This window comes from Kushneria indalinina DSM 14324 (assembly GCF_003385845.1).
GTDB classification, from domain to species: domain Bacteria; phylum Pseudomonadota; class Gammaproteobacteria; order Pseudomonadales; family Halomonadaceae; genus Kushneria; species Kushneria indalinina.
This window is the reverse complement of record NZ_QRDJ01000006.1, coordinates 787,939-811,535: the sequence shown is the minus strand read 5'-3', so window position 1 is coordinate 811,535 and position 23,597 is coordinate 787,939. Positions and strand designations below refer to the sequence as shown.

22 protein-coding genes are annotated in these 23,597 nt (G+C 59.8%); 3 read left to right on the top strand and 19 right to left on the bottom strand.

What is annotated here, in order from left to right:
- Positions 1 to 250: 250 nt before the first annotated feature.
- Positions 251 to 1,897 (top strand): electron transfer flavoprotein-ubiquinone oxidoreductase, encoded by a 1,647-nt coding sequence (locus tag C8D72_RS03735; protein ID WP_115853033.1) that lies wholly within the window; start codon positions 251 to 253, stop codon positions 1,895 to 1,897.
- Between the two features lie 86 nt (positions 1,898 to 1,983).
- Here the strand turns inward: C8D72_RS03735 and C8D72_RS03730 are convergent, their stop codons facing one another.
- The 16 genes from C8D72_RS03730 to C8D72_RS03655 form a co-directional block, all read right to left on the bottom strand.
- The gene (locus C8D72_RS03730) at positions 1,984 to 2,829 is read right to left on the bottom strand and encodes a sulfurtransferase (protein WP_115853032.1); all 846 of its coding nucleotides are present in this window, start codon (positions 2,827 to 2,829) and stop codon (positions 1,984 to 1,986) included.
- A gap of 15 nt (positions 2,830 to 2,844) precedes the next feature.
- Complete coding sequence (locus C8D72_RS03725; RefSeq protein ID WP_115853031.1) at positions 2,845 to 5,025, bottom strand: ATP-dependent helicase; 2,181 nt, start codon at positions 5,023 to 5,025, stop codon at positions 2,845 to 2,847.
- Complete coding sequence (locus C8D72_RS03720; protein WP_115853030.1) at positions 5,022 to 5,594, bottom strand: DUF1285 domain-containing protein; 573 nt, start codon at positions 5,592 to 5,594, stop codon at positions 5,022 to 5,024. The genes C8D72_RS03725 and C8D72_RS03720 overlap by 4 nt, the downstream gene beginning before the upstream one ends.
- Positions 5,595 to 5,604: 10 nt before the next feature.
- Positions 5,605 to 6,462: a TatD family hydrolase gene (locus tag C8D72_RS03715; RefSeq protein ID WP_115853029.1), complete on the bottom strand. Its 858-nt coding sequence runs from the start codon at positions 6,460 to 6,462 to the stop codon at positions 5,605 to 5,607.
- 151 nt (positions 6,463 to 6,613) lie between these two features.
- Positions 6,614 to 6,913 carry a PilZ domain-containing protein gene (locus C8D72_RS03710; RefSeq protein ID WP_115853028.1) on the bottom strand — a complete coding sequence of 100 codons (300 nt, stop codon included), beginning with the start codon at positions 6,911 to 6,913 and terminating at the stop codon, positions 6,614 to 6,616.
- 67 nt (positions 6,914 to 6,980) lie between these two features.
- Entirely contained in the window at positions 6,981 to 7,964 is a 984-nt protein-coding gene (locus C8D72_RS03705) for a DNA polymerase III subunit delta' (protein WP_115853027.1), read from the bottom strand.
- The gene (gene tmk / locus C8D72_RS03700; RefSeq protein WP_115853026.1) at positions 7,955 to 8,596 is read right to left on the bottom strand and encodes a dTMP kinase; all 642 of its coding nucleotides are present in this window, start codon (positions 8,594 to 8,596) and stop codon (positions 7,955 to 7,957) included. Before tmk ends, C8D72_RS03705 begins: the two co-directional genes overlap by 10 nt.
- Positions 8,597 to 8,604: 8 nt before the next feature.
- Complete coding sequence (mltG, locus tag C8D72_RS03695) at positions 8,605 to 9,606, bottom strand: endolytic transglycosylase MltG (protein ID WP_115853025.1); 1,002 nt, start codon at positions 9,604 to 9,606, stop codon at positions 8,605 to 8,607.
- 14 nt (positions 9,607 to 9,620) lie between these two features.
- Positions 9,621 to 10,445: an aminodeoxychorismate lyase gene (gene pabC / locus C8D72_RS03690; protein WP_115853608.1), complete on the bottom strand. Its 825-nt coding sequence runs from the start codon at positions 10,443 to 10,445 to the stop codon at positions 9,621 to 9,623.
- Between the two features lie 26 nt (positions 10,446 to 10,471).
- Complete coding sequence (fabF, locus tag C8D72_RS03685; protein WP_115853024.1) at positions 10,472 to 11,710, bottom strand: beta-ketoacyl-ACP synthase II; 1,239 nt, start codon at positions 11,708 to 11,710, stop codon at positions 10,472 to 10,474.
- Positions 11,711 to 11,977: 267 nt separating this feature from the next.
- Positions 11,978 to 12,211: an acyl carrier protein gene (gene acpP, locus C8D72_RS03680; RefSeq protein ID WP_019951639.1), complete on the bottom strand. Its 234-nt coding sequence runs from the start codon at positions 12,209 to 12,211 to the stop codon at positions 11,978 to 11,980.
- A 93-nt stretch (positions 12,212 to 12,304) separates the two neighbouring features.
- Positions 12,305 to 13,045, bottom strand: coding sequence for a 3-oxoacyl-ACP reductase FabG (fabG, locus tag C8D72_RS03675; protein ID WP_115853023.1), 741 nt, complete (start codon positions 13,043 to 13,045; stop codon positions 12,305 to 12,307).
- Positions 13,046 to 13,096: 51 nt separating this feature from the next.
- Positions 13,097 to 14,053, bottom strand: a complete 957-nt coding sequence (fabD, locus tag C8D72_RS03670) for an ACP S-malonyltransferase (protein WP_115853607.1) — start codon at positions 14,051 to 14,053, stop codon at positions 13,097 to 13,099.
- A 98-nt stretch (positions 14,054 to 14,151) separates the two neighbouring features.
- Positions 14,152 to 15,162: a phosphate acyltransferase PlsX gene (plsX, locus tag C8D72_RS03665; protein ID WP_115853022.1), complete on the bottom strand. Its 1,011-nt coding sequence runs from the start codon at positions 15,160 to 15,162 to the stop codon at positions 14,152 to 14,154.
- Positions 15,163 to 15,174: 12 nt separating this feature from the next.
- The gene (gene rpmF, locus C8D72_RS03660; protein WP_115853021.1) at positions 15,175 to 15,351 is read right to left on the bottom strand and encodes a 50S ribosomal protein L32; all 177 of its coding nucleotides are present in this window, start codon (positions 15,349 to 15,351) and stop codon (positions 15,175 to 15,177) included.
- A gap of 38 nt (positions 15,352 to 15,389) precedes the next feature.
- Positions 15,390 to 15,770: a YceD family protein gene (locus C8D72_RS03655; protein WP_342768059.1), complete on the bottom strand. Its 381-nt coding sequence runs from the start codon at positions 15,768 to 15,770 to the stop codon at positions 15,390 to 15,392.
- 284 nt (positions 15,771 to 16,054) lie between these two features.
- On the opposite strand from C8D72_RS03655, the gene C8D72_RS03650 reads away from it, so the two are divergent.
- Entirely contained in the window at positions 16,055 to 16,642 is a 588-nt protein-coding gene (locus C8D72_RS03650) for a Maf family protein (RefSeq protein WP_115853019.1), read from the top strand.
- Between the two features lie 39 nt (positions 16,643 to 16,681).
- On the opposite strand, the gene sppA is transcribed toward C8D72_RS03650, so the two are convergent.
- Genes sppA through C8D72_RS03635 form a run of 3 tightly spaced genes read right to left on the bottom strand, consistent with a single transcriptional unit; the run spans position 16,682 to position 19,375 of the window.
- The gene (gene sppA, locus C8D72_RS03645) at positions 16,682 to 17,692 is read right to left on the bottom strand and encodes a signal peptide peptidase SppA (protein ID WP_115853018.1); all 1,011 of its coding nucleotides are present in this window, start codon (positions 17,690 to 17,692) and stop codon (positions 16,682 to 16,684) included.
- Positions 17,685 to 18,377, bottom strand: coding sequence for an HAD family hydrolase (locus C8D72_RS03640; protein ID WP_115853017.1), 693 nt, complete (start codon positions 18,375 to 18,377; stop codon positions 17,685 to 17,687). Before C8D72_RS03640 ends, sppA begins: the two co-directional genes overlap by 8 nt.
- A 59-nt stretch (positions 18,378 to 18,436) precedes the next feature.
- Entirely contained in the window at positions 18,437 to 19,375 is a 939-nt protein-coding gene (locus C8D72_RS03635; protein ID WP_115853016.1) for an RluA family pseudouridine synthase, read from the bottom strand.
- A gap of 562 nt (positions 19,376 to 19,937) precedes the next feature.
- Between C8D72_RS03635 and rne the strand changes: the two genes are divergently transcribed.
- Positions 19,938 to 23,534, top strand: a complete 3,597-nt coding sequence (gene rne / locus C8D72_RS03630) for a ribonuclease E (protein ID WP_115853015.1) — start codon at positions 19,938 to 19,940, stop codon at positions 23,532 to 23,534.
- Positions 23,535 to 23,597: the final 63 nt, after the last annotated feature.

The following is a 23,597-nucleotide window of genomic DNA, read 5'->3' as shown; positions in this document are numbered from 1 at the left end:
GCTCCTGGGCGTTTTTTGCACATCAATTGTCAGCCTACATGGGGATTGAGACGCCTCAGGACAACAAATCCATCCTGAAAAAGGGCTTCAGATTGGGCTGGGCCATGACTTGATGCGATAATCAGGCATCTTTGAGTCCCCCGAGGCTGCTTCCAGAAGCGGCTGAGAATCATTGCTATCCAAAAGCGTTAGTGTAACACGCCAGACGTCATCAGGATGGGGGATCGAATCACGCACAAGGAGTTGCGCAATGGACAGAGAGTCCATGTCGTTTGATGTGGTTATCGTGGGTGCCGGCGTCGCCGGGCTTTCCGCTGCCTGTCGCCTGATGCAGGAAGCCCAGCGCCAGGCGCATGAGCTTAGCGTCTGTGTGCTGGAAAAGGGTGCAGAGGTGGGCGCCCACATTCTCTCGGGCGCCGCTTTTGACCCACAGGCACTTGATGAGCTCTTCCCTGACTGGAAAGACCGCGGGGCGCCGCTGCATACCCCGGCGCAACGCGACGAGATCCTGTTTCTGCGCGACAGCGAGCGCGCCGTGCGCTTCCCGGATGCTCTGATACCGCCGTCCATGCTCAATGACGGCAGCTACCTGATCAGCGCCGGCGATCTGTGTCGCTGGCTGGCCGAGCAGGCCGAAGCGCTGGGCGTCGACATTTTCCCGGGCTTTGCCGCCCAGTCGTTGATGTTTGGCGAGCGCGGCGAGATTACCGGCGTGATCACCGGTGATATGGGGCTGGATCATGAGGGCAATCCCAAACCCGCTCATGAGCCCGGCATTGCCCTTTACGGGCGCTATACCCTCTTTGCCGAAGGCGCCCGCGGCCATCTGGGTCAGGAATTGATCAGGCACTACAACCTGGCCGCCGGGCGTGACGAACAGCACTATGCCATTGGCTTCAAGGAGCTCTGGGAAGTCCCCGCCGAACAGCACGAGCCGGGGCTGGTGGTCCACACCGCCGGCTGGCCGCTGTTGTCCGAGGCGCACGGCGGCAGCTATCTGTATCACGGCAGCGACCGCCAGGTCATGGTGGGGTTGATCGTGGATCTGGCCTACGACAACCCGTGGCTCTCCCCGTTTGATGAATTCCAGCGCATGAAGCATCACCCCGAGGTGGCGCGTCATCTCAAGGGCGGCACCCGTATCGCCTTTGGTGCACGGGCCATTACCAAGGGCGGTCTCAACAGCCTGCCGGAGATGGTCTTCCCCGGTGGTCTCTTGATCGGCTGCGATGCCGGCACGCTGGATTTTGCCCGCATCAAGGGCCTTCACATGGCCATGAAGTCCGGCATGCTGGCAGCCGAAAGCGTGGTGGAAGCACTTGCAGGTGGCGATGAAGGCGGCAAGACCCTCACCAGATTCAAAACACGCTTTGAAAACAGCTGGGCCCATGAGGCGCTTGCCCGGCACCGCAACTTTGGCCCGGCGATGCACCGCTTCGGCATGGTCATGGGTGGGGCATGGAATTTTCTGGAGCAGAAGCTGCGTCTACCGCTGCCCGTCCTGCATGACAACGTCGCGGATCATGCGCGCCTCAAGACAGCGCAGGCGTCAACGAAAATTGACTACCCGCGCCCCGATGGCGTGCTCTCCTTTGACAAGCCCTCCTCGGTGTATCTCTCCAATACCCATCATGAGGAGGATCAGCCCTGTCACCTGAAACTGCGTGATGCCAGCACCCCCATCAACGTCAACCTGCCCCGCTATGACGAGCCGGCACAGCGCTACTGCCCCGTAGGCGTCTATGAGGTGGTTGAAGACAGCGAGGGGGCGCCGCACTTCCAGATCAACTTCCAGAACTGCATTCACTGCAAGACCTGCGATATCAAGGACCCCTCCCAGAATATTCGCTGGGTCACGCCGGAAGGCGGCAACGGCCCGGGTTACCCCAACATGTAGACAGGTAGCGTGCAGGTAGTCAGATACGCAAAAGGGCCCCGATGTGCAACCCAACGGGGCCCTTTTCGTTTCCACTCGCCCGTTGATCAGGCCGTTGGGGCACTGGTGTCGGTTGCCACCGGACGCGCCGGGTCCCGGCTCCACTCACTCCATGACCCCGGATAGAGCCGTGGCAGCAGCCTGCCCAGTGCCGCATGCGCCAGAACGATCATGCAGGCGGAGATGCCGGAACCACAGTAGGCAATACTCGACTGCCCGGTGGCCGGTATCAGCTGTTCAAGCGCCTCACTTTCTGACAGACAGTTGCTGTTATCCAGCAGCGCGGATCCCGGCACGTTAACGGCGCCGGGAATGTGACCTGCGACCTGATCGATCGGCTCACTCTCACCGCGATAGCGCGCGGGCGGTCTGGCATCCAGCAGCAGGGCATCACCGCCGGCCACATCATCGGCACTGGCCACCATCTGGTGCTGGAAATCACACTGCCAGTCACTGGGGGATGGCGACTCGGGAGTATCGTGCTCCAGCGCCCCGCCAACGGCCTGCCACACCTGAATGCCGCCGTTGAGGACGAACGCGTTGTCGTGACCGGCCCAGTGCAGCATCCACCAGGCACGCGCCGCGGCCAGCTGCCCGCCCAGATCGTCATAGACGACCACCCGGGTGTCGGGCGTGATGCCCCAGCTCTGCAGGGTCTTCTGCCAGGTGTCGGGCGCCGGCAGCGGATGGCGCCCGCCCTTTGCCCCACCCGGCGGCGCCGAGAGATCCTGATCCATATCGGCCAGCAGCGCGCCGGGCAGGTGCCCTTCCTGATAGAGTCGCGTGGCCGCCTGGGCGTCATCCAGGCGCGCCCGACAGTCAAGAATCACCAGTGGTACGCTATGGCGCTGCCACATCAGCAGTGTTGTGACATCTGTCAGTGCAGTGGTCATGAAAACTCCCTGGATTTAACTGACGCGCTCGATTGGCGCGCGTGAAGCGATGAGCCGGCGACGACCGGCCCGATGAAACATGACTTCCAGCACGCAGCGCTCACGGTCGCCTTCGACCAGCTCGATGCGCCCCTCCCCGAATACGGCGTGACGCACCTGCTCGCCGGGCTGCCAGTCATTGGCCCGGGACAGCACTGCCGGCGTTTTGCCGCCGGCACAGACACGAAGCGAGGCATCAGCACCGATACCTTCAAGATAGCGGTTGACCAGTGCCGGGTCGCGTACGCCGGGGGTGGCATCATGATCTGCCGCGATGGCGCGCGTGATTTTAATACTGTCTTCCCAGGCGGCTTCCTCGACAAACCGGCTGGTGCGATGCGGTGCCGGGTCGGAGAGCAACAGCAGCCGCTCGCGTGCGCGGGTAATGCCGACATAAAACAGCCGCCGCTCCTCTTCCAGCGCCTGGGGTGTAAGCGGATTGTCTCTGGAGTACAGGGGGAAATCCTCTTCGTTGAGACCCGCCAGCACCACCATCGGCCATTCAAGCCCCTTGGCGCCATGAATGGTAGAGAGCAACACGCCCTGCTCCTGACTGACAACCGGGTCCTTGAGCAGCGCAATGAAGGCATCCGGATCGTCGGCAAGCTCGCCGGCCTGCTCGATCAGGACATCCAGCAGGCGGATATCCTCCTCGCCCTTGTCACGCCGGGCAGCGGCGCGGCGCAGAAGCTTTTCGGCCTCCAGCGTGTCGACCACATGGGAGAGCACATCGGCCGGGGCCTGATCCCGCATGGTGGGCAGCTTCTGCAGTAGCGCCCAGCGTTTTTTGAGGTGCCGGCGCTGAAAGGATTTCAGACCGTCCAGCACAATGTGCTGCTCGGGCCAGCGGCCGGTACGTGCCAGCTCCGCCGTCAGGGGGCCCAGGCGTTCCTGACTGACGAAGGCACTGGGCTGGCTGTAAAGCATCAAAAGATGATCGCTGTCGTTTAAAAGCTCTGGACGCCGGGTCAGCTCCAGATAACCCGCCAGCGCCCTGACCAGCGGCAGGCGAAAGACAAAGCGCTCCTGTTGCCCCAGCTGGAAGGGAATGTTTTCCCGCAAAAGACGAAGCTGCACGGGGACACTGAGCGCCCAGCTACGCACCAGCACCGCACATGCCTTTAGATCGCGCCCCTGAGCCTGCCACTCTCCCAGCAGTCTCACCAGGCGCGTGCCGTCGATGTCATGTTCCACCCGTGTCTCGGGGTTGCCCGGCGCCGACAGCGTGAGCTGATCGGCAGCGCCCTTGTTGGCGCGAATCACATGATTGGCCATCAGCGAGACGGCGTGGCCGTGACGAAAGGTCCAGCTCAGAGGGTAGTCGGTCGGCGCACCGAAAAGCTCGCCAAAGCGGGCATTCATGGCATCCGGGCGCGCCCCGCGCCACTCATAGATACACTGGTTGGCATCCCCCACGGCCATGACGCTGGCGCTGTGACCCGCCAGCATCGACAGCAGACGCAGCTGCACCTCGTTGATGTCCTGGTACTCATCGACAATGATGTGATCAAGACGTCCCTGAATGCGTTCGCGCGACGCGTCATCGCGGATCAGTGCCCGTAACGGGCGATAGAGCAGGTCGGCATAGGTCATGACCCCCTGCGCATGCATCTGGCGCTCCATCTCCAGAAAGGCCGGCACAAAGTGCTCGGTATCCGCGCCGTAGTCGCCGCGCTCATGGAGTCTGGCAGGCGGCAGGCACTCCGATTTCACCAGATCGCAGAACTGTAGCAGCGCCTCGATACGCTCTTCTTCCAGCGCCAGTGCCAGCTGGGCGGGCTGATCGACGAGCAGCTGTTGCAGCACCTGACGGGCTAGGCGTTCACGCTGCCACTCCCCCTCGATCAGCCGACGCGGCGGCAGCGCGCCCCAGCGCACCAGACTCTGCCCCAGACGATGACCGATGGAATGAAAGGTGCGTACCTGCGGCAGCCGGCTCCCCGCGGGGGCCAGCATGCCAAGGCGCGCCGCGAAATCCTCGCGCGCGGCGCGATTGAACATCAGGATCAGGATGCGATCAGGCGGCGTGCCCACGGCCATGAGATGAAGCACGCGGGCCACCATGGTCGATGTCTTGCCGGCACCGGCCACGGCAAACACTCGCGCATGCCCCTCGCCATGGTGAACCACGGCCTGCTGCTGCTCAGTAAGCGTCATGATGGCGGTGTTTGAATATCGTCGGCATCCATCGGCGCGCCCAGCGCATGCCAGTGACCACCACTGTGAAGCCCCATATGCAGGCGACCCTGATCATCCTCGACACACTCGGCCTGCTCGACCAGGTGATACCAGCACTGGCGTGACAGCCGTGCCGAAAGACCATGACGCAGGTTGACCCGTGGTATCTCCGTGTCCTCATCTGTTACCAGACAACAGTCGCCATTCAACGTGGCGTGCTCTCCGGTCTGCGTGGTCAGCACCCAGCAGGAATCCCCCCCGGGCATCTTCTGACAGGCGGCGTCCACGATCAAAAGCGGATAATCCTCGACACGGATTCGCCATTTCTCGACCGGCGTGACCAGATAATAGTGTCCATCCTTTTCACGCCGCAGAAGCCGTGACAGGGCCCGCAGTACGCGTGGATGCTCAACCGCCGCGCCCTCATGCCACCAGGCTCCCCAACGATCCACCAATATGTCCAGTTCGCCTGACAGCGCCGGATTCCAGCGTTCCAGCGGCAGCGGCTGATCATCGGTTTGAACCGTCAGCAGTCTCTCCAGTGACATCGCAGGCTCCTCAGGCAGTCGCAAAGTGTGCAGCGGCGTCGTGTACGGGTGTGGCCCGGCGAAACAGACGGTGGAAATTGGCCGTGGTCTGCATGGCTACCTCATCAAGGCTAATATTGCGCTCACGAGCAATGACACGAGCCACTTCCAGCACACGCGCCGGCTCGTTGGGGCGACCTCTGTAAGGCACCGGTGACAGCCACGGACTGTCGGTTTCCAGCAGCAGTCGATCAAGCGGCAACGCCCGGGCCAGCGCGCGCACGTTCTCGGCGCTGGCAAAGGTGACGATACCGGACAGGGAAATCATGAAGCCATGGGCAACGGCCCGACGCGCCATATCCAGATCTTCGGTAAAGCAGTGCAGTACCCCGCCCACGCCTGAGTCAAGATGCTGCTCGATAAGCGCCATTGTCTCTTCACGCGCCGCGCGCGTATGAACACTGACCGGGAGCTCGGCCTCAAAAGCGGCCTGCAGATGACGTTCAAAGCGGGTCAGCTGCGTCTCTCTGGGGACACGAAGCGCCCCCTGCTCGTCCGGCTGAAAATCCAGACCGATCTCGCCGACGGCCACCGGCTCGAATCGCTCAATGCAGTCCTTGATTTCTTCAAACGTGGGTTCGCTCTCGAGAATCTGCATCGGGTGAACACCGACACCATAAAAGACATCGTCATGGCGACGCCCGATCTCTGCCAGTGTCGGCATACCTTTCAGATTGGTGGCGACCGCCAGAAAGCCGCGCACACCCGCATCACGGGCACGTGCAAGCACGGCGTCCACATCGCCGCTTTCAGGGTCAAGGCGATCAAGATGGCAGTGGGAATCGATCAGAACCGAAGGCCATGACAATTGCTCGGTTAACTGGCTCATTAAGCTTACCCGGTTGTAGATAGACAGATCGGGTATTATCGCAGATCACCGACTTTCAGGGGGATGAAAGATGTATTTTCAAATTGAGCGGATAACAAGATAACGGTATAAAAAAATTCCATCGATACCGCATGCCGGCCTTCAATGCACTTCAGGCCAGCAGTGCCTCAATATGCTCACGCAGCGCATGCTCTTCTGCATCAAGGTGCACGCCGACACCACCGTCCTGCTGTCCGGCCATGCCCGAGGGCGATAGCCAGGCAACGATGCCCGATGCCGGACGCGGCTCCTGTTCACCAGGCAGCGTCAGCAGCAGGTAGACCCGCTGCCCCAGGCGATGACGCGCCGATGTCGGAACAAACAGACCACCGCGTTCAAGAATCGGCATCCATGCGGTTTTGAGTGCATCAGTATCGTGGAACGTAAAAGACAATGCCCGGGCGGCACTCATGAAAACCTCCTGATGAGAAAGCGACGTTTCTCTTATCGGCCAACAGCAACAGAAGTTGCGCTGGAGTTCAGGAGCGCAACAACGCCGACCATCGAATCAGCCATGATTCGATCACCAGCTGAGCGTTGGGATTCCCTCCTCCGGCCAGCAGTCGCCGCTGCTCGTGGGCATAGTCCAGCAGCCGGAACCAGTCACGCGCACGGCCGTTCTTGATGGCCTGCCGGTATAGCGGCAAAAGGTCCCGATTACGAACGCTATCCATCTCACCGGACACTCCCAGGCGAATCAGATCCTCAAGCCAGAGCACGCCATGCCATAAAATATCGGCCAGCGCCTGTTTATCCAGCCGCGCGGCCTCTGCGACCGGATCGCCGCCGCGCACCAGTGATTCGAAAAGCTCTCGCAACTCATGGCGCAGCTGACGGGCCTCGGGTGCGGCCAGATCACGCGCCAGCAGCGGCCGGCCACCGGCAACCTGCCACCAGAATGCCGCCTGCTCCTCGTCTTCAAGCTCACGGGCCAACCAGGCAAGCGCCTCCTCGCGTGCCGGCTGCGGGTGCGACCACTGCTGACAACGACTGCGAATGGTCGGCAACGTACGAGAGGGAATATCACTTTGCAGGATAAACAGCGTGTCGCTGCCCGGCTCTTCGAGGCTTTTCAGCAGCGCATTGGACGCCGCCACGGTCATCGCCTCGGCAGGCGCCAGATGAATGACGCGATAGCCACCCTGCTGCGCGGTCTGGGAGGCAAAGGCATTGATGTCGCGGATGGCATCGATACGAATCTGCTTGCCACGATCGGCCGGCAGGATCTCCAGAAGATCGGGATGATATCCCGACATCAGCATCTGGCAGGCATGGCACTCGCCGCAGGCGGTGTTCCGAGGCCTCTGACAGAGCTGGCGTGCAATCAATGCCTGCGCCAGCCGCTCCTTTCCCAGCCCCGAAGGACCGGTCAGCATGAGCGCATGGGGCAGGCGTGATTCATCCGCCAACGCCGTCAGGCGCTGCCAGATCTCGGTTTGCCAGGGCCAGGGGGTTAATTCCATGAGCTGAGCTGTTGATCGAGTAACCGGCCAATATCGTGCTGCACCTGCTCAAGCGACTGTGAGGCATCGACAGGGACAATACGCTCGGGTGCCTGAGCAGCGCGCATACGATATCCCTGTCGTACCCGCTCAAAAAAATCGCCCCTTTCGCGTTCAAAGCGGTCGCGCTCCCCGCCTCGCGCGGCCAGACGATCTGCGGCATGGGTCACCGGCATGTCCAGCCAGAGGGTGAGATCCGGTGCAAGCCCCTGCTGGACAAACTGCTCAAGCATGGCAATACGATCACAGGCGATGCCGCGGGCGCTGCCCTGATAGGCAAAGGTGGCATCGGTGAAGCGGTCACTGACCACCCACTCTCCCCGGGCCAGCGCGGGGCGAATCACCTGCGATAGATGCTGGGCGCGGGCAGCAAACACCAGCAGCAGCTCCGCCAGATCATCCAGCGGATCTTCCTCGTCACCGGCGAGCAGCAGCGCGCGAATGCGTTCTGCCATGGGGGTGCCACCGGGCTCACGCGTAGTGACAACGCTGATCCCGCGGTCTTGAAGATAATCACGAACGAAGGAAAGGTTGGTGCTCTTGCCGGCACCTTCTCCGCCCTCCAGAGTAATAAAGCGGCCTGGCTGGGTCATTACTGTTCTCAACGATTGAGGATATAGCGACGTACCGCCGCATTGTGCTCTTCAAGCGTGGCGGAAAATTGATGCTCGCCATTGCCCCTGGAGACAAAATAGAGCTCGTTGCCTTCAGCAGGGTTGACCGCCGCTTCGAGCGAGGCGCGTCCGGGCATGGCAATGGGCGTGGGCGGCAACCCATGAATGACATAGGTGTTCCAGCGGGTAGATTTTGTCAGATCGGCACGCGTCAATGAGCCGTCATAGGCCTGCCCCAGACCGTAGATCACGGTGGGATCCGTCTGAAGGCGCATGCCCTTTTCAAGTCGGCGCACAAACACGCCCGCAATTCGAGTACGCTCGGCAGGTGCGCCGGTTTCCTTCTCGATCAGCGAGGCCAGAATGAGCGCCTCATAGGGGCTATCGATCGGCAGGTCAGACTGACGCTCGGCCCAGACCTCATCGAGCGTGCCGGTCATTCTGTCGTGGGCACGCTTGAGCAGCTCGAGATCCGTGGCGCCCTTGTGCCACTGATAGGTATCCGGGAAGAACCAGCCTTCGGGGAACTCACCTTCCTCTCCGAGTGCGGCCATGACCTCTTCATCGCTCATGTCCTGGGTCTTGTGCTCAAGCGGCTCGGCCTGATTCAGAATCTGGCGCATCTGGGTAAAGGTGCGTCCTTCCGGAATGGTCACACGGTATCGAACGACATCATTGCTGGAAAGCTTGTCCAGCAGCGCATGCGCGTTCATGTCCGGGAGAATCTCGAATTCACCGGCGCGCAGTGCTCTCAGGCGCGCCGGGTCGACCACCCCCAGCAGCTGATACGGCCAGCGCTCGTCGATAATGTCACGCTCGTGAAGCTCCTCGATGATCTGTCTGGCCCCCATGCCGGCGCGCACTTCATAAACGGCAGGCGATTGCAGCGCAATCGGGGCATCCAGCTTGTGCTGCCACCAGAGCCAGCCGCCGCCGATGGCGGCCGCCATGACAACCAATACCAGGAGCACACCCTTTAACCATCGCATACGTGAGACTCTGATCAGGAAGTTGGGAGATTGAACACATGGCCCAGCAGGGTATGTGCTTCACGCTGGAGACGGCGCACGGATTCATCGATTGGCCACTGCGCGAGCAGATGCTGATTGTCCGGATCGCAACACGTCACGATCGGCCATAGCCCCTGTACCGAATTAAAAAGACATGCGGTCTGTGAATTCAGGAGTCTGGAAAGCGGCGCATGTTCTGTAACGGTCAAATGACCTCTTTCAACCAATGCACGGCGCAGCGTACCTTCTACGCCACATTCGGTCAGTGCCGGCGTCCACCACTGCCCCTGATCATGCCAGGCGAGATTCATGGCGGTCGCCTCAACGAGCTGATCGCAGTCGTTGAGCAGAATACCTTCAGCAATGGCATCCTCCTGCCACTCCTGGCGGGCCAGCACATTTTCAAGTCGATTGAGATGCTTGATACCGGCCAGTGCAGGCTGACGCGCGAGACGCAGCCGGCAGAGTCGAACGTTCACCCCGCTGTCCCAGCGCGCAGGCATGGGACTAAAGGGCATGAACTGCCAGTAGCAGCGAGGCTCGGCCGGCAGTGGCGGACGATAACCGCGTCCACCGCTGCCACGGGTGAGCATGATCTTGAGCACCTGCTCACCGGCAGGTGCCCTTTCAGGCAGGGCATCGAGCCATTCCCGCGACGGAGGCTCGAAGCCCAGCCGGCGCGCGCCCTGCGATAAACGCTCACAATGCTCGTCCCAAAGCCGGGCAGCGCCGTCTCTTAACAGTACGGTTTCAAAAAGACCGTCACCGTAAGCCAGCCCACGGTCCGTCAGAGCAATCGTCGGATCGCTTTCATCCATGCCCTTCACGTTGACGTCATCCGCCATCAGATACGCGAGAACACCAGCGAACCGTTGGTGCCGCCAAAGCCGAACGAGTTCGACAATGCGTGCTCGATCTTCATGTCACGGGCGGTATGCGGCACGTAATCCAGACGGCACTGCTCATCGGGGTTGTCCAGATTGATGGTCGGCGGTGCAACCTGATCGCGCAGGGCCAGAATGGAGAAGGCCGCTTCGACAGCGCCGGCAGCTCCCAATAGATGTCCGATCATCGACTTGGTCGAACTGATGGCGACATCACGCGCGGAGGAACCCAGCACCTTTTCGATGGCAAGACTTTCTGCAACATCGCCCACCTGCGTGGAAGTACCATGCGCATTGATGTAGTCAATGCTGGAAGGATCAAGCCCGGCATCACGAATGGCGTTGCTCATGGCAAGGGCGGCGCCAGCGCCATCACTGGGGGGTGCCGTCATGTGCCAGGCATCATCGCTCATGCCAAACCCTGCGCACTCGGCCAGGATGTCGGCGCCACGTGCCCTGGCGTGCTCATACTCTTCCAGCACCAGTATCCCGGCACCATCGGAGAGCACAAAACCATCGCGATCCCGGTCCCAGGGACGACTGGCCGCCTGCGGGTCATCGTTGCGGGTCGAGAGCGCACGCGCTGCGGAGAACCCACCGACGCCCAGCGGCGTACTGGCCATTTCGGCACCGCCGCACACCATGACATCGGCATCGCCATAGGCAATCGTTCGCGCGCCGTAGCCAATATTGTGCGTACCGGAAGTGCAGGCCGTTGTAATGGCGATGTTGGGACCGCGAAAACCAAACTGAATGGCCAAGTTCCCGGCAATCATGTTGATAATCGAGCCCGGTACAAAGAAGGGAGAAATGCGGCGTGCCCCCGACTTAAGCATCGACTGGTGGTTGGTTTCGATCATCGGCAGCCCGCCAATGCCTGATCCGATGGCAACCCCGATACGATGGGCATTCTCTTCACTACAGGTAATGCCCGAGTTCTGAACAGCCTGCACGGAAGCCGCGATGCCATACTGGATGAAAAGATCCATCTTCTTGGCATCCTTCGGATTGAACCAGGGGGCTGGATCAAATCCCTTTACGGCGCCGCTGAAGCGGGTGTTCAGACCGCTGGCATCAAAGTGCTCGATCGATCCGATACCGCTTTTGCCAGCCTTGATGCTGTTCCAGGTGGCATCAGTAGTATTACCTACCGGTGTTACCAGACCGATGCCGGTCACCACGACCCTTCTGCGAGGCATCGTTTTTCCTCCAAAAAAGACAGATGAGTGCGCTCGAGAAACTGAATTCCTGCTGGATACCCGACCGCCTGCTGCATGATATACCGTGGCCATTATACCGATTCTGTCGATTCGGTCGCTGACTGATATACCTTGATGATTCAGCCTGAAAGGCCCGGTGCAGCTTTCGCTGGCTACCGGTCAATTTTATTTAAAAATAAAGCCGCTCCCGAATGGGGCGGCTTTACAGGTCAACCCTGGCCCTGCGGGCCGGATTGCGCCAAAAACTTACTGATGGGCGACGATGTAGTCGATCGCTTCCTGCACGGTCGTGATCTTTTCAGCTTCTTCGTCGGGAATTTCAGTATCAAATTCCTCTTCGAGAGCCATTACCAGTTCCACGGTGTCGAGCGAGTCGGCGCCAAGATCTTCAGTGAAGGAAGAGCTGTTCTGGATCTCTTCTTCCTTGACGTTCAAACGTTCGGCAACAACTTTTTTAACGCGCTCTTCGATGGTACTCATTTATCATCACTCCTGGTTTACGAGTCGCCAGATCAAAACTGGCGGTAGTTTATAGACCGTCTTTCTCGGACGCAACAACGTCCTTTGCCGGCTCTAGCGCATGTTCATACCGCCGTTGACATGCAGCGTTTCACCGGTGATATACCCGGCGACATCACTGGTCAGAAAACACGCTGCTGCTGCGATTTCCTCGGGTTGCCCCAGACGCGACAGCGGGATCTGATTCAGCAATGATTCCTTGTGTTTCTCTGGCAGCTCACTGGTCATGTCGGTTGCAATGAACCCTGGTGCCACCGCGTTGACGGTAACATTGCGCGAGGCAAGCTCGCGCGCCAGTGAACGGGTAAACCCTTCCATACCGGCCTTTGCCGCAGCATAGTTACTCTGGCCTGCATTGCCCAGCGTTGCCACGACAGAGCTGATATTGACGATGCGGCCAAAGCGCGCCCGTGTCATTGCCTTCATGCAGGCCCTGGAGACACGATAGACCGAGGTGAGGTTGGTATCCAGAACCTCATCCCATTCATTATCCTTCATTCGCATCAACAGGTTATCACGAGTGATGCCGGCATTGTTGACCAGAATCAGGGGGGCACCAAAACGCTCGGTAATCTCCTTGATGACCTGATCGATGGCCTCGCTGTCGGTCACGTTGAGCACCATGCCCGCACCGGTAACCGAATGCGCGGCAAGATCATCCTCGATGCGGCGCGCGCCGTCTTCGCTGGTGGCCGTCCCGATAACCGTATGGCCCTGTCGACCCAGCTCACGAGCAATGGCCTGACCAATGCCGCGTGTTGCACCGGTAACCAGTGCTACTCTTGCTTCACTCATGCTTACTGTCCCTTTTGGGCTTGATGTCTTGTACTACGCATCGACATGCCATTAATGACTGCTCGGCGTTTCTTTGGCCAGTTCAATGGCAGCCGATAGCGACTCGGGGTCGTTGACGGCCAGACCGCGGCTCTGACGTACGATACGCTTGTTCAGTCCGGTCAGTACCTTGCCGGGGCCGCACTCGATAAAGACGCTGGCGCCCTGCTCACACAGCGCTTCCACGCAGCGCGTCCAGAGCACCGGACGATAGAGCTGCTGCACCAGACACGCTCTAATGGTATCAAGATCATCGTGCCAGGCGGCATCCACATTCTGGATAACACGATAGCGCGGCTGGCGAAGATCGATGTCGGCCATGGCCTGTTCAAGGCGCTCGGCAGCAGGCTTCATCAACGCACAGTGCGAGGGGACCGATACCGGTAACGGCATGGCACGCCGAGCGCCGCGTTCCTGACAAAGGGTAATGGCACGCTCGACGGCAGCCTTTTCGCCGGCGATGACGACCTGCCCGGGCGAGTTGTAGTTGACAGCAGAGACAATACTGCCCTGTGCGGCCTGATCGCAGACAGCTTCCACAACCTCATCATCGAGACCCAGTATGGCGGCCATACCGCCCTGACCGGCAGGCACGGCATCCTGCATGGCTTCGCCGCGCAGACGCACCAGGCGAACACCATCGGCAAAGCTCATGGCACCGGCACAGACCAACGCACTGTATTCACCCAGGCTATGACCGGCCATGGCTGCCGGGCGCGGCCCTTCAAGCTCCTGCCATACGCGCCAGATGGCGACACTGGCAGTCAGCAGCGCCGGCTGCGTGCAGGCCGTCGCATTGAGCGCTGACTCGGGGCCTTCCTGGGTCACATGCCAGAGATCATATCCCAGCGCGTCGGAAGCTTCCTCGAAGGTCGTTCGCACCACGCTATAGCGCTCGGCGAGCTCTCGCAGCATGCCCAGCTGCTGAGACCCCTGACCGGGAAAGACCAGGGCGAGGGCATTGCTCATCTGATTCACCTGTACTAACTCATTGAAGATTGAATAAGCGAAGCATTATAAAAACCATGATGCAGGCTTGCTTCAGGCTTCGCCATACGAAAATGACCTTATGACATCAGTCTGTCCGGCAAATTCATTGCTGCTTCATCCACAGCACGGCGCACAGCATAGGCGAACCCTTCAGCCCGTGCACTGCCATGACTCTTTACCACAGTGGCCCTGAGTCCCAGAAAACTGGCGCCATTATATCGCACCGGATTGAGTTCCTGCAGAAAGCGGCGCAATACAGGGGCTGCCAACCGCCCCACGACACGGGCATACCAACCCGTCTGAAATTCGGCCTGCAGACGCTCGCCCAGCATGCGTGCCAGTCCTTCGCTGCCTTTGAGTGCAACATTGCCCACCATGCCATCACAGACGGCGACATCCGTATTGCCGATAAAAAGGCCGTCCCCTTCTACGTAGCCGACATACTCAATATGTGAAGACCCGCTGGCACGAAGCATTGCATCGGCTTCTCGTACGCGGCGCTCGCCCTTGCTGCTCTCGGTACCCACATTCAAGAGCCCTACACGCGGGAGAGAAACGTTGTCCACCAGCCTGACCATGGCAGCGCCCATGAAGGCAAAATCCACGAGATGCTCTGCCCGGGCATCCACATTGGCGCCAAGATCAAGCATATAACAGGGTCTGTGAGAAACCGTTGGGATAGCGGCACTGATGGCGGGCCGTGAAACAGCGCTCAACATACCGACATGACGTCGTGCCAGCGCCATGATGGCACCGGTATGCTCACCGCTGACACAGGCCTTTGCTTCACCGTCACGCAGGGCGACAAGGCTGGCATGAAGGCTGCCGGAAGGTACATCGCGCAGAATTCGAGAGGGCGTCATGTCAACGGGAAGGCAATCACCGGCTTCAACGAAATCGATGCGTTCGCGAACATGAGCAAGAGTAGCTGGCAAGCGAGAGAGTTCGTCATCGATCAGATGATGCCTGCCATAAAGCGTGGCGCTGGCATTTGGTCTTTCTGCCAGAGCAAGAGCTGTTCCGGTGACAGTAGCGCGGGGACCGTAATCCCCGCCCATGGCGTCGATGGCGATACGCAAGGGCGGCATCGCCCGAACCATTTATTCTTCGACGTCAATGACCTTGCGGCCACGGTAGTAGCCATCCGGTGCCACATGGTGACGAAGATGGGTAGTACCGGTTTCCTTGTCCTGGGAAAGCGTCGGGGCGGTCAGCGCATCATGTGCACGACGCATACCGCGCTTGGAACGAGACTTGCGATTCTTTTGGACAGCCATGGGGTTGTCTCCGGTTGTAACGTAACGTCAGAAATGACTCAGTGATCCTTCAGGGAACGAAGCACACTGAACGGGTTATCGGCTCGCGCCGGCGTTTGCTCGGCTTCGTCACCGCTTTGCAGCAAATCACGGGAAACGGCACAATCCGCTTCATCGTGATAGACCACCTGCGGTAGCGTCAGAAGCAGTTCGTCCTCGACAACCGGCAGCAGATCCAGATGTTCGTCTTCCACAAGCACCGGCTCATAGCTTGCCGGCAGCGTTGCTGCACGCTCGTCGCTGGTCACCATGCCAAGCAGAAAGGTGCTTTCAAGATGGACCGGCATGGCCTGCAGACATCGCTGGCAGGGCATTTCGGCATCGGCAACAAGTGAGCCTTCGATATAATGCTGGCGCTGTGCATCACGATCAAATGTCATGACAACATGACATTCAACCTCTTGCCGCCCAATAGCATCGACGATACGAGGCATGGCAGAGAGATTAACTCTCCCTTCCAGACGTTCGCCGCTGGCAGCAAGCCGATAGGGCTCGACCGTTTTGGGTAGTCGCGTGGTTGACATAGGCGCGCAATAATAGGGATTGTCTTTGAAGGTGTCAAAAGAGTTGTTGCAAATGATAGCTCTAAAGCAATTTCGTACTGCTTAAAAAGACCACCTTGTTGATTACCTTCTTTTACGAGCAACTATGTTCAGGAGAGATGATGTCCCTGCTTGTTCTTGCCTCCGGCTCCGCTTCGCGGCGCGATCTTCTGGACCGTCTTGGCCTGCCCTTTCATCATCACTCGCCCGATATCGATGAATCTCCTCGGGATAACGAGACGCCGCGGATGCTGGCCGAGCGTCTATCGCGCGAAAAGGCGTACGCTCTGGCAGAGCATTATCCACAGCATCTGATTATCGGCAGCGATCAGGTCGCCAGCCTTGATAACGATCTACTGGGCAAGCCGGGCAGCATCGACAAAACACGTCAGCAGCTGCAACGATTCTCCGGCCGACGCGTCAATTTTTTGACGGGCCTTGCACTGCTGGATACGCGTCGTGACCACTGCGCTACCCACGTGGATCTTACCTGCGTCGATATTCGGGCGCTGAGCCCTCAGGAGATCGAGGGCTACATCAAAAAAGAGCCGGCAACCGACAGTGCCGGCGGCTTTTATATGGAAAGGCTGGGCATGGCACTTTTCGATAACATCGACACCACTGATCCCAGTGCCCTGATCGGCCTCCCGCTTATCGCCCTTTGCCGCCTGCTGCGCGAGGCCGGCGTCAATCCGCTACTCGAACAATGACCAACGGATACCGCCGGGCTCGCCTACCGGCCCGGCAGATCAGCGCAGACGAACCGGCGACTCTCCAGCCTGAAGGTCAATACCGAGATATTGAGCCGCAACCCGGCCAAAATGGCGTGATATCTGCTCAAGCGGATCACCGCTCTGGGTATAGTCCGTGGTGTCGGCACTGCCGGTCATGTCGCGCGCAATATCATCAACGCTTTTGAGACCATCCGTCAGCCCCTTGTCGACGGCCTCCTCACCGGTCCATACCAGCCCCGAGAAAAGCGACGGATCATCCGACAGTCGATCCCCGCGCCCCTCCTTGACGGCATTGATGAACTGATCGTGCGTCTGATCAAGCACGTGCTGCCAGAAACGCCGCTGCTCTTCACTGACGGGCTGAAAAGGATCAAGCATGTCCTTGTTGTCGCCTGCCGTGAACACGCGCCGCTCAACGCCCAGCTTCTCTATTGCACCCTCAAGACCAAACCCGGAATAGACCACGCCAATGGAGCCGACAAGGCTTGCCGGGGCCGCATAAATCTCGTCAGCGGCGGAGGCGATATAGTAGGCACCGCTGGCACCGATATCTTCGATGACCGCGATAATGGGCTTGCCGCCGCTACTGCGAAGACGGCGAATCTCGTCATAAATGCGCTGTGACTGCACCGGGGAACCGCCGGGACTGTCGATCTGCAACACCACCGCCGTATCGGAGCCCTGCCAGGCATTGTCCAGCCCTCGAATGACCCTTTCGGCACTGGCCGGTGAACGGCTGTCAATGACCCCCTCAATCCTGACGACCCCGACCCGGTTACCGGCCAGCGACTCCCGATCGCTTGTCACCATGAAGGCCACGGCTGCCACCACTACGATCCAGAAACCCCAGAACAGAAGGCGAAAGAAGATTTTCCAGCGACGGCTGCGACGCTGCTCACGCACCATCTCGAGCAGCCACCGCTCCATCAGCGCTTCGCGAGAATCGCTGTCACGGGCATGGCCTGCAGCCGTCACGCCCTCCTCTGTCATGTCACGCTCTGTCCACTGATCCCTTTGATCACTCATGCATCCCTACCCTTGTACGCTGGCAGGCTGTCGACGCCAGCCAGGACATCAGTTCGTAAAAATCCGTCGCCACGCATACGGGCGAGAAGTCACCCAGCTGCCGCGCATTGTGGACGCCCCATGTGACGGCCACCCGATCCATACCCAGCGCCTGAGCCATGCCCATATCATGAACACTGTCGCCCACCATGACCGCCTCTTCGAGGTCGACATCAAGCGTCTCAAGCAGTTCGAACAACATGAGTGGATCAGGCTTTGAGCGCGTCAGATCTGCCGTGCGACTGCCATCGAACCAGTCTCCGCAGCTGCGCTCGTTAAAAATGCGATCAAGCCCTCGACGACTCTTGCCGGTGGCGACGGCAAGCTTTACACCGGGCGTTGCTCTCAATCGGGAAATGCCCTCTTCCACGCCGGCAAAAAATGGCAGAGCGGGCCCTTCCCGCTCGGCCGCCACGAAGTGATGTGCGTAACGCTGCCGAAGCTGTTCGGCTCGATCAGCATCGATCCCCGGGCACAGGCGGGCAATGGCTTCAGGCAAACCAAGGCCGATAATATCGCGCACGGCTTCCCGGCTCAGCTCAGGCCAGCCGACATCGATGCCGGCACGCTGCATGCAATCCACGATTCGATCCGCCGAATCCATGAGCGTGCCATCCCAGTCAAAAATGATCAGACGATACCGCATCGCTGCCATGCTCCTTTGAATTTCGTTATCGGTGTGGCCCGCTTGCACCGCCGGGGCTCCTAACGCAGGCGTGCCAGCACACTCTGCAGGTCATCAGTCAGGGGAGCCTGCAGCTGGACAGGTTGTCGTGAGGTCGGATCGGTAAATCCGAGCATTCGTGCATGCAGGAAAAGGCGAGGCAATCCGCAGCGTGTGGCCAGACGCTCCCCGCTGTCACTGCCATATTTGCTATCCCCCAGCAGGGGGTGGCCGGCATGGACCGCATGAACCCGGATCTGGTGCGTGCGGCCCGTCACGGGCTCTGCCTCTACCAGCGAGGCGCCCTTCAACGCTTCAATGAGCGTGAACCGCGTCCTGGAGGGCTTGCCGGCGGCATCCACTCGCACACGGCGCTCGCCGTTGGCCAGCTCAAAGCGCAGCAATGGCGCGTCTACCTCATCACGCCCGACGGACCATACACCTTCTACCAGGGCCAGGTAGTGTTTCTGCATTCGGTGCTCGCGCAGCTCATTGCCGAGAAAGTTGAGGGCATCGCGGGATTTTGCCACCAGCAGACACCCTGAGGTGTCGCGATCCAGCCGATGCACCAGCTCCAGATAGGGCAGATCGTCACGTATCTGACGCAGAGCTTCGATAAGCCCGATCTTGACCCCGCTGCCGCCATGTACGGCAAGTCCCGAGGGCTTGTTGAACACCATCCAGTCCGGTGTCTCTTTCAGGAGACTGCGTTCGATCACATGGCGCAGATTATCGCTGACTTCCTGCACGGCCTCCTGAGGCGTCAGCCGCAGCGGTGGCACACGGACACGATCCCCTCTGATGAGGCGTCGACTCGCCTTGCCCCGCCCGCCGTTGATGCGCACCTCACCGCGGCGAATAATCCGATAGATCAGGGTGCGAGGCGCGCCCTTGAGATGGGCAAGAAGAAAATTGTCCAGTCGCTGGCCATCATGATGCTCATCGATTTCAAGCCACTGAACTCCGCGCCCCTCGGCCATGTCTTTCTTCCTCTTTTACCGGCTGTAAGGGCCGGCATTGTATCGAAATAACGCCGTGATGGCCCCGATTGTGGGCACCAGGGTTTGCTGTTATATTCCGGGGGCTTCCTTAAGGTCCCAAAGACCTGATAGCGCCTGCACCAGATGACACGCAGGCCGAAGCAACAGAACAGTCGTCGGATGATACCAACCCGGCACCTGGCAGTATTGAAGTACCCGGATTTTGCATCACGGGATAAACCATTTCCGTGCCGAAGGCCGGTGCTGTCGAATCGATGGCCACCAGGTGTGACCGCCCCACTGGAAGACCGGTTAAGCAACCATGCTGCCGCGACATGTCTTCAGGCGGTCACGTACTCAACATGATCATGAAGCCTTTCCAAGGCACGTCTGTATGGCGCCCGAGGAATTGAAACATACTTGTAGACATGCGCTGAGCACAAACACTCTGGCCCGCGATTCGGCTGCACCGATGCCCGGCGCTACAGGCCATCAACTGCAGAGGTTGATAACGACTGTGGCACGGCATTTGTCTGACGGTACGCTCAGTCAGTGAGACAATATGAAACGCATGCTTATCAACGCGACTCAGCCCGAAGAGCTGAGAGTCGCGCTGGTCGACGGACAAAGACTTTATGACCTCGACATCGAATCCGGTGCTCGGGAACAAAAAAAGGCCAACATCTATCGCGGTCGTATTACGCGCGTCGAACCCAGCCTTGAAGCTGCCTTCGTCGATTTTGGTGCCGACCGCCACGGCTTTTTGCCGCTCAAGGAGATCTCGCGCGAATACTTCTCGAAGGAGCCCTCCGGCAACGGCCGCCCCAATATTCGGGAAGTGATCAAGGAAGGTCAGGAAGTCATTGTCCAGGTCGACAAGGAAGAGCGCGGCAACAAGGGTGCGGCACTGACCACCTTTATCAGTCTGGCCGGCCGTTTCCTGGTGCTGATGCCCAACAACCCGCGAGCCGGCGGCATTTCGCGTCGCATCGAAGGTGATGAGCGCACTGAGCTGAAAGAGGCCATGAGCCAGCTCACCATGCCCGAAAAGATGGGCGTGATTGTGCGTACGGCCGGCATCGGTCGCTCCTCCGAGGAGCTGCAGTGGGATCTGGACTATCTGGTACAGGTATGGGAGACCATTACCGAAGAAGCCGGCAAGCGTTCAGCTCCCTTCCTGATCTACCGGGAATCCAACGTCATCATCCGCGCCATGCGCGACTACCTGCGCCAGGACATCGGCGAGGTGCTGATTGACCATACCGACGTGCATGAAGAAGCGCTCAACTTCGTCAAGCAGGTCATGCCGTCGTATCAGCAAAAGATCAAGCTGTATAACGACGACGTCCCCCTCTTCTCTCGTTTTCAGATCGAATCCCAGATCGAGACCGCCTACGAGCGTGAAGTAAAACTGCCGTCAGGCGGCTCGGTGGTGATCGACCATACCGAAGCTCTGGTCTCCATCGACATCAACTCCTCACGCGCCACCAAGGGCGGCGACATCGAGGAGACCGCGCTGCAGACCAACCTGGAAGCCGCGGACGAAATCGCCCGGCAGCTCCGTCTGCGCGACATCGGTGGTCTGGTGGTGATTGACTTCATCGACATGTCGCCTGCCCGCAATCAGCGCGAAGTCGAAAACCGGGTTCGAGACGCCCTGAAGCTTGATCGCGCGCGCGTACAGATCGGGCGTATCTCGCGTTTCGGTCTCATGGAGATGTCGCGCCAGCGCCTGCGGCCTTCGCTGGGCGAAACCAGTGGCGTGGTGTGCCCACGCTGTAACGGTCAGGGCACTATCCGCGATGTCCGCTCGCTGTCACTGTCGATCATGCGTCTGATCGAAGAAGAAGCGATGAAGGATCGCAGCTCGCAGATTCGCGCCATGCTGCCGGTGCCGGTCGCCACCTACCTGCTCAACGAAAAACGCAACGTCCTCGCCGACATCGAACGTCGCCAGGGTGTCCGCGTCATGCTGCTGCCACAGCCTGAACTCGAAACACCGCACTACGACGTTCAGCGCTATCGCGACGATCAGGTCGACCCCGAAGAAGCGGCACGCTCAAGCTTTGAGCTGTCGGACGATTTCGAAGCGCCCGAAGACGAAAGCGAAACCTATCGAAAGCCCGTCAAGCGTGCCGAAGCTGCCGTACGCTCCGTCGCGCATCGTACGCCGGCCCCCGAGCCAACTGCCGCCGCCGAGCCGGCCAATGAAGAGCCGTCGGGCTTTTTGAACCGTCTCATGAAAGGCTTCAACCGCCTGATGGGCAGCGAAGAAAGCAGCAGCAAGCAGGACTCTGCCAGCGCTCAGCCCAAAAAGGAAAGCGCTCAGCCGACCGCCAGGGAAGAAAAGCCACAGCCTGCCACTCAGGAAACCGCGGCACGCGAGGAACAGAAGTCCTCATCGACAGGCGCAGAGCAACGCAATAATCGTCGCGACAACACAAAACGCGATGACAACGGCGGAAGCAAAAACGGTCGCAACGACAAGCGCACCTCGTCTGAAAAAGGCCGTGACGACAAGGGCCGTGACGACAAGAGCCGTGACGACAAGAGCCGTCGTGATCGACCTTCACGCGATTCGGACAAGGGCGATAACAGCAACGCCCGAGGCGATAAGCGCCCGCAAAGTACTACGCCCGACAAGGGTGACAACGCCAGCACCGAGCGCAATGACAAGCGTCAGCAAAATGGTACGGCACCCAGGGGCGATAACGCCGCATCCGAGCGCAATGACAAGCGTCAGCAGAGCACTTCTGCAGACAAGAGCGCTTCAACAGACAAGAGCCCTGAAAAGGCTCGTGATGACGGCGAGCGTAAAAAGCCCGCTGCGGACACCTCTGCCAAAGCGGAAAATGCTCAGGGTGAGCCTGCGCAACAGACGCCTGCTCAAGCTCAGGATGGCGATGATGACAAGCCCCGTCGTACTCGCAACAACCCGCGCCAGCGCAGCCGCAAACAGGCCTTGAGCCCGGAGGCGATTGCAGAGCAGGAACGGCTGCAGGCTGAAGCCTCCCCGTCGACGGATACGGGTAGTGCCGATGCTGACGCCGCCAAAAACGGCGATAGCAGCCCGGCGGCGCCCAAAGCGGCAGCCTCCAATGAGACTGCCAGCACTGCTTCGAAGGACAGAACGCCCGCTTCTGACGCGAAAACGTCGACCTCTGAAGAGAAGACGCCTGCCTCTGAAAAGAAGCCGTCTGCCTCTGAAGAGAAAGCTTCTGCGACGTCAGGCAATGGCCGCAAGTCGGTCAGCGCTACCTTCGGCCGTGAACCGCAGTCCTCCGACACCGCTTCGGGTCAGCAGGACGCAAAAAATGGTGGGGCTGTTGATACGGCAGAATCCGGTGCCGCAGCACCGAGAACAGCTACCGAGTCTCAGGACAAGGACGCTCGACAGAAACCGTCACAAAAGGTCTCCGACGCCGCCAGTGACACGGCATCTACCGTGACCCCCGAGGTACCTGGTGCTGTGGCGGCCGAGAATGCGGGCAAAAAAGGTGAAAAGCAGTCTTCGCCTGCCACTGCCTCCACGAAAGAGACCCAAAAGCCTGAAGACAGCGCCAGCGAACGTCCGTCTGCTGACGCAGCATCCAGTGACAAGGGAGAAGGCGTCGATACAGACAAGGCATCTGCTGCCACCATGGCCAAAGAAGCAGCACCCCGCGAGCAGCCGCAGCTGGTTTCTCAGGAAGCCGAAACGCCTGTCACGGACAGGGCCTCCAGCGAAGCACCGGCACGCGACATCAATAAGCAAAGCGTGACGGCACGTGACAAGGGCGCGGAAAAGCCCGCCTCGAAGGGCTCGACGGCCCCTGAAACCGGGCAGACATCGGCGCAGAAAGCTCCGGCCACCAGCACCAGAGCCGCCGATAAACCCGCTGCTGTTGACGTCGGTAAATCGGCCAATGAAGCGGCCCCGAAGAAGGCCAGCGACAAGCCCGAGCCGGTAGCTGCTACCGGCAGCGACAAGTCAGCCACGACTGCTGAAAAAAAGACTGACAAGGTGACAGCGTCTGAAAGTGCTTCCGTGGAAGATACCAGCACTTCAGAAAAGGCGCCCTCACAGCAGCGTCAGCGTCGCCGGGCACACAACGACCCGCGTGAACGTCGCCGTCAACAGCAGCGCGAGCTGCGTGAAAACCAGTCCTCTGGCGAGTAATCAAGGCTGCATCAAAAAGGCCCATTCCTCTGGAGTGGGCCTTTTATTTTGTCACCGATGTCA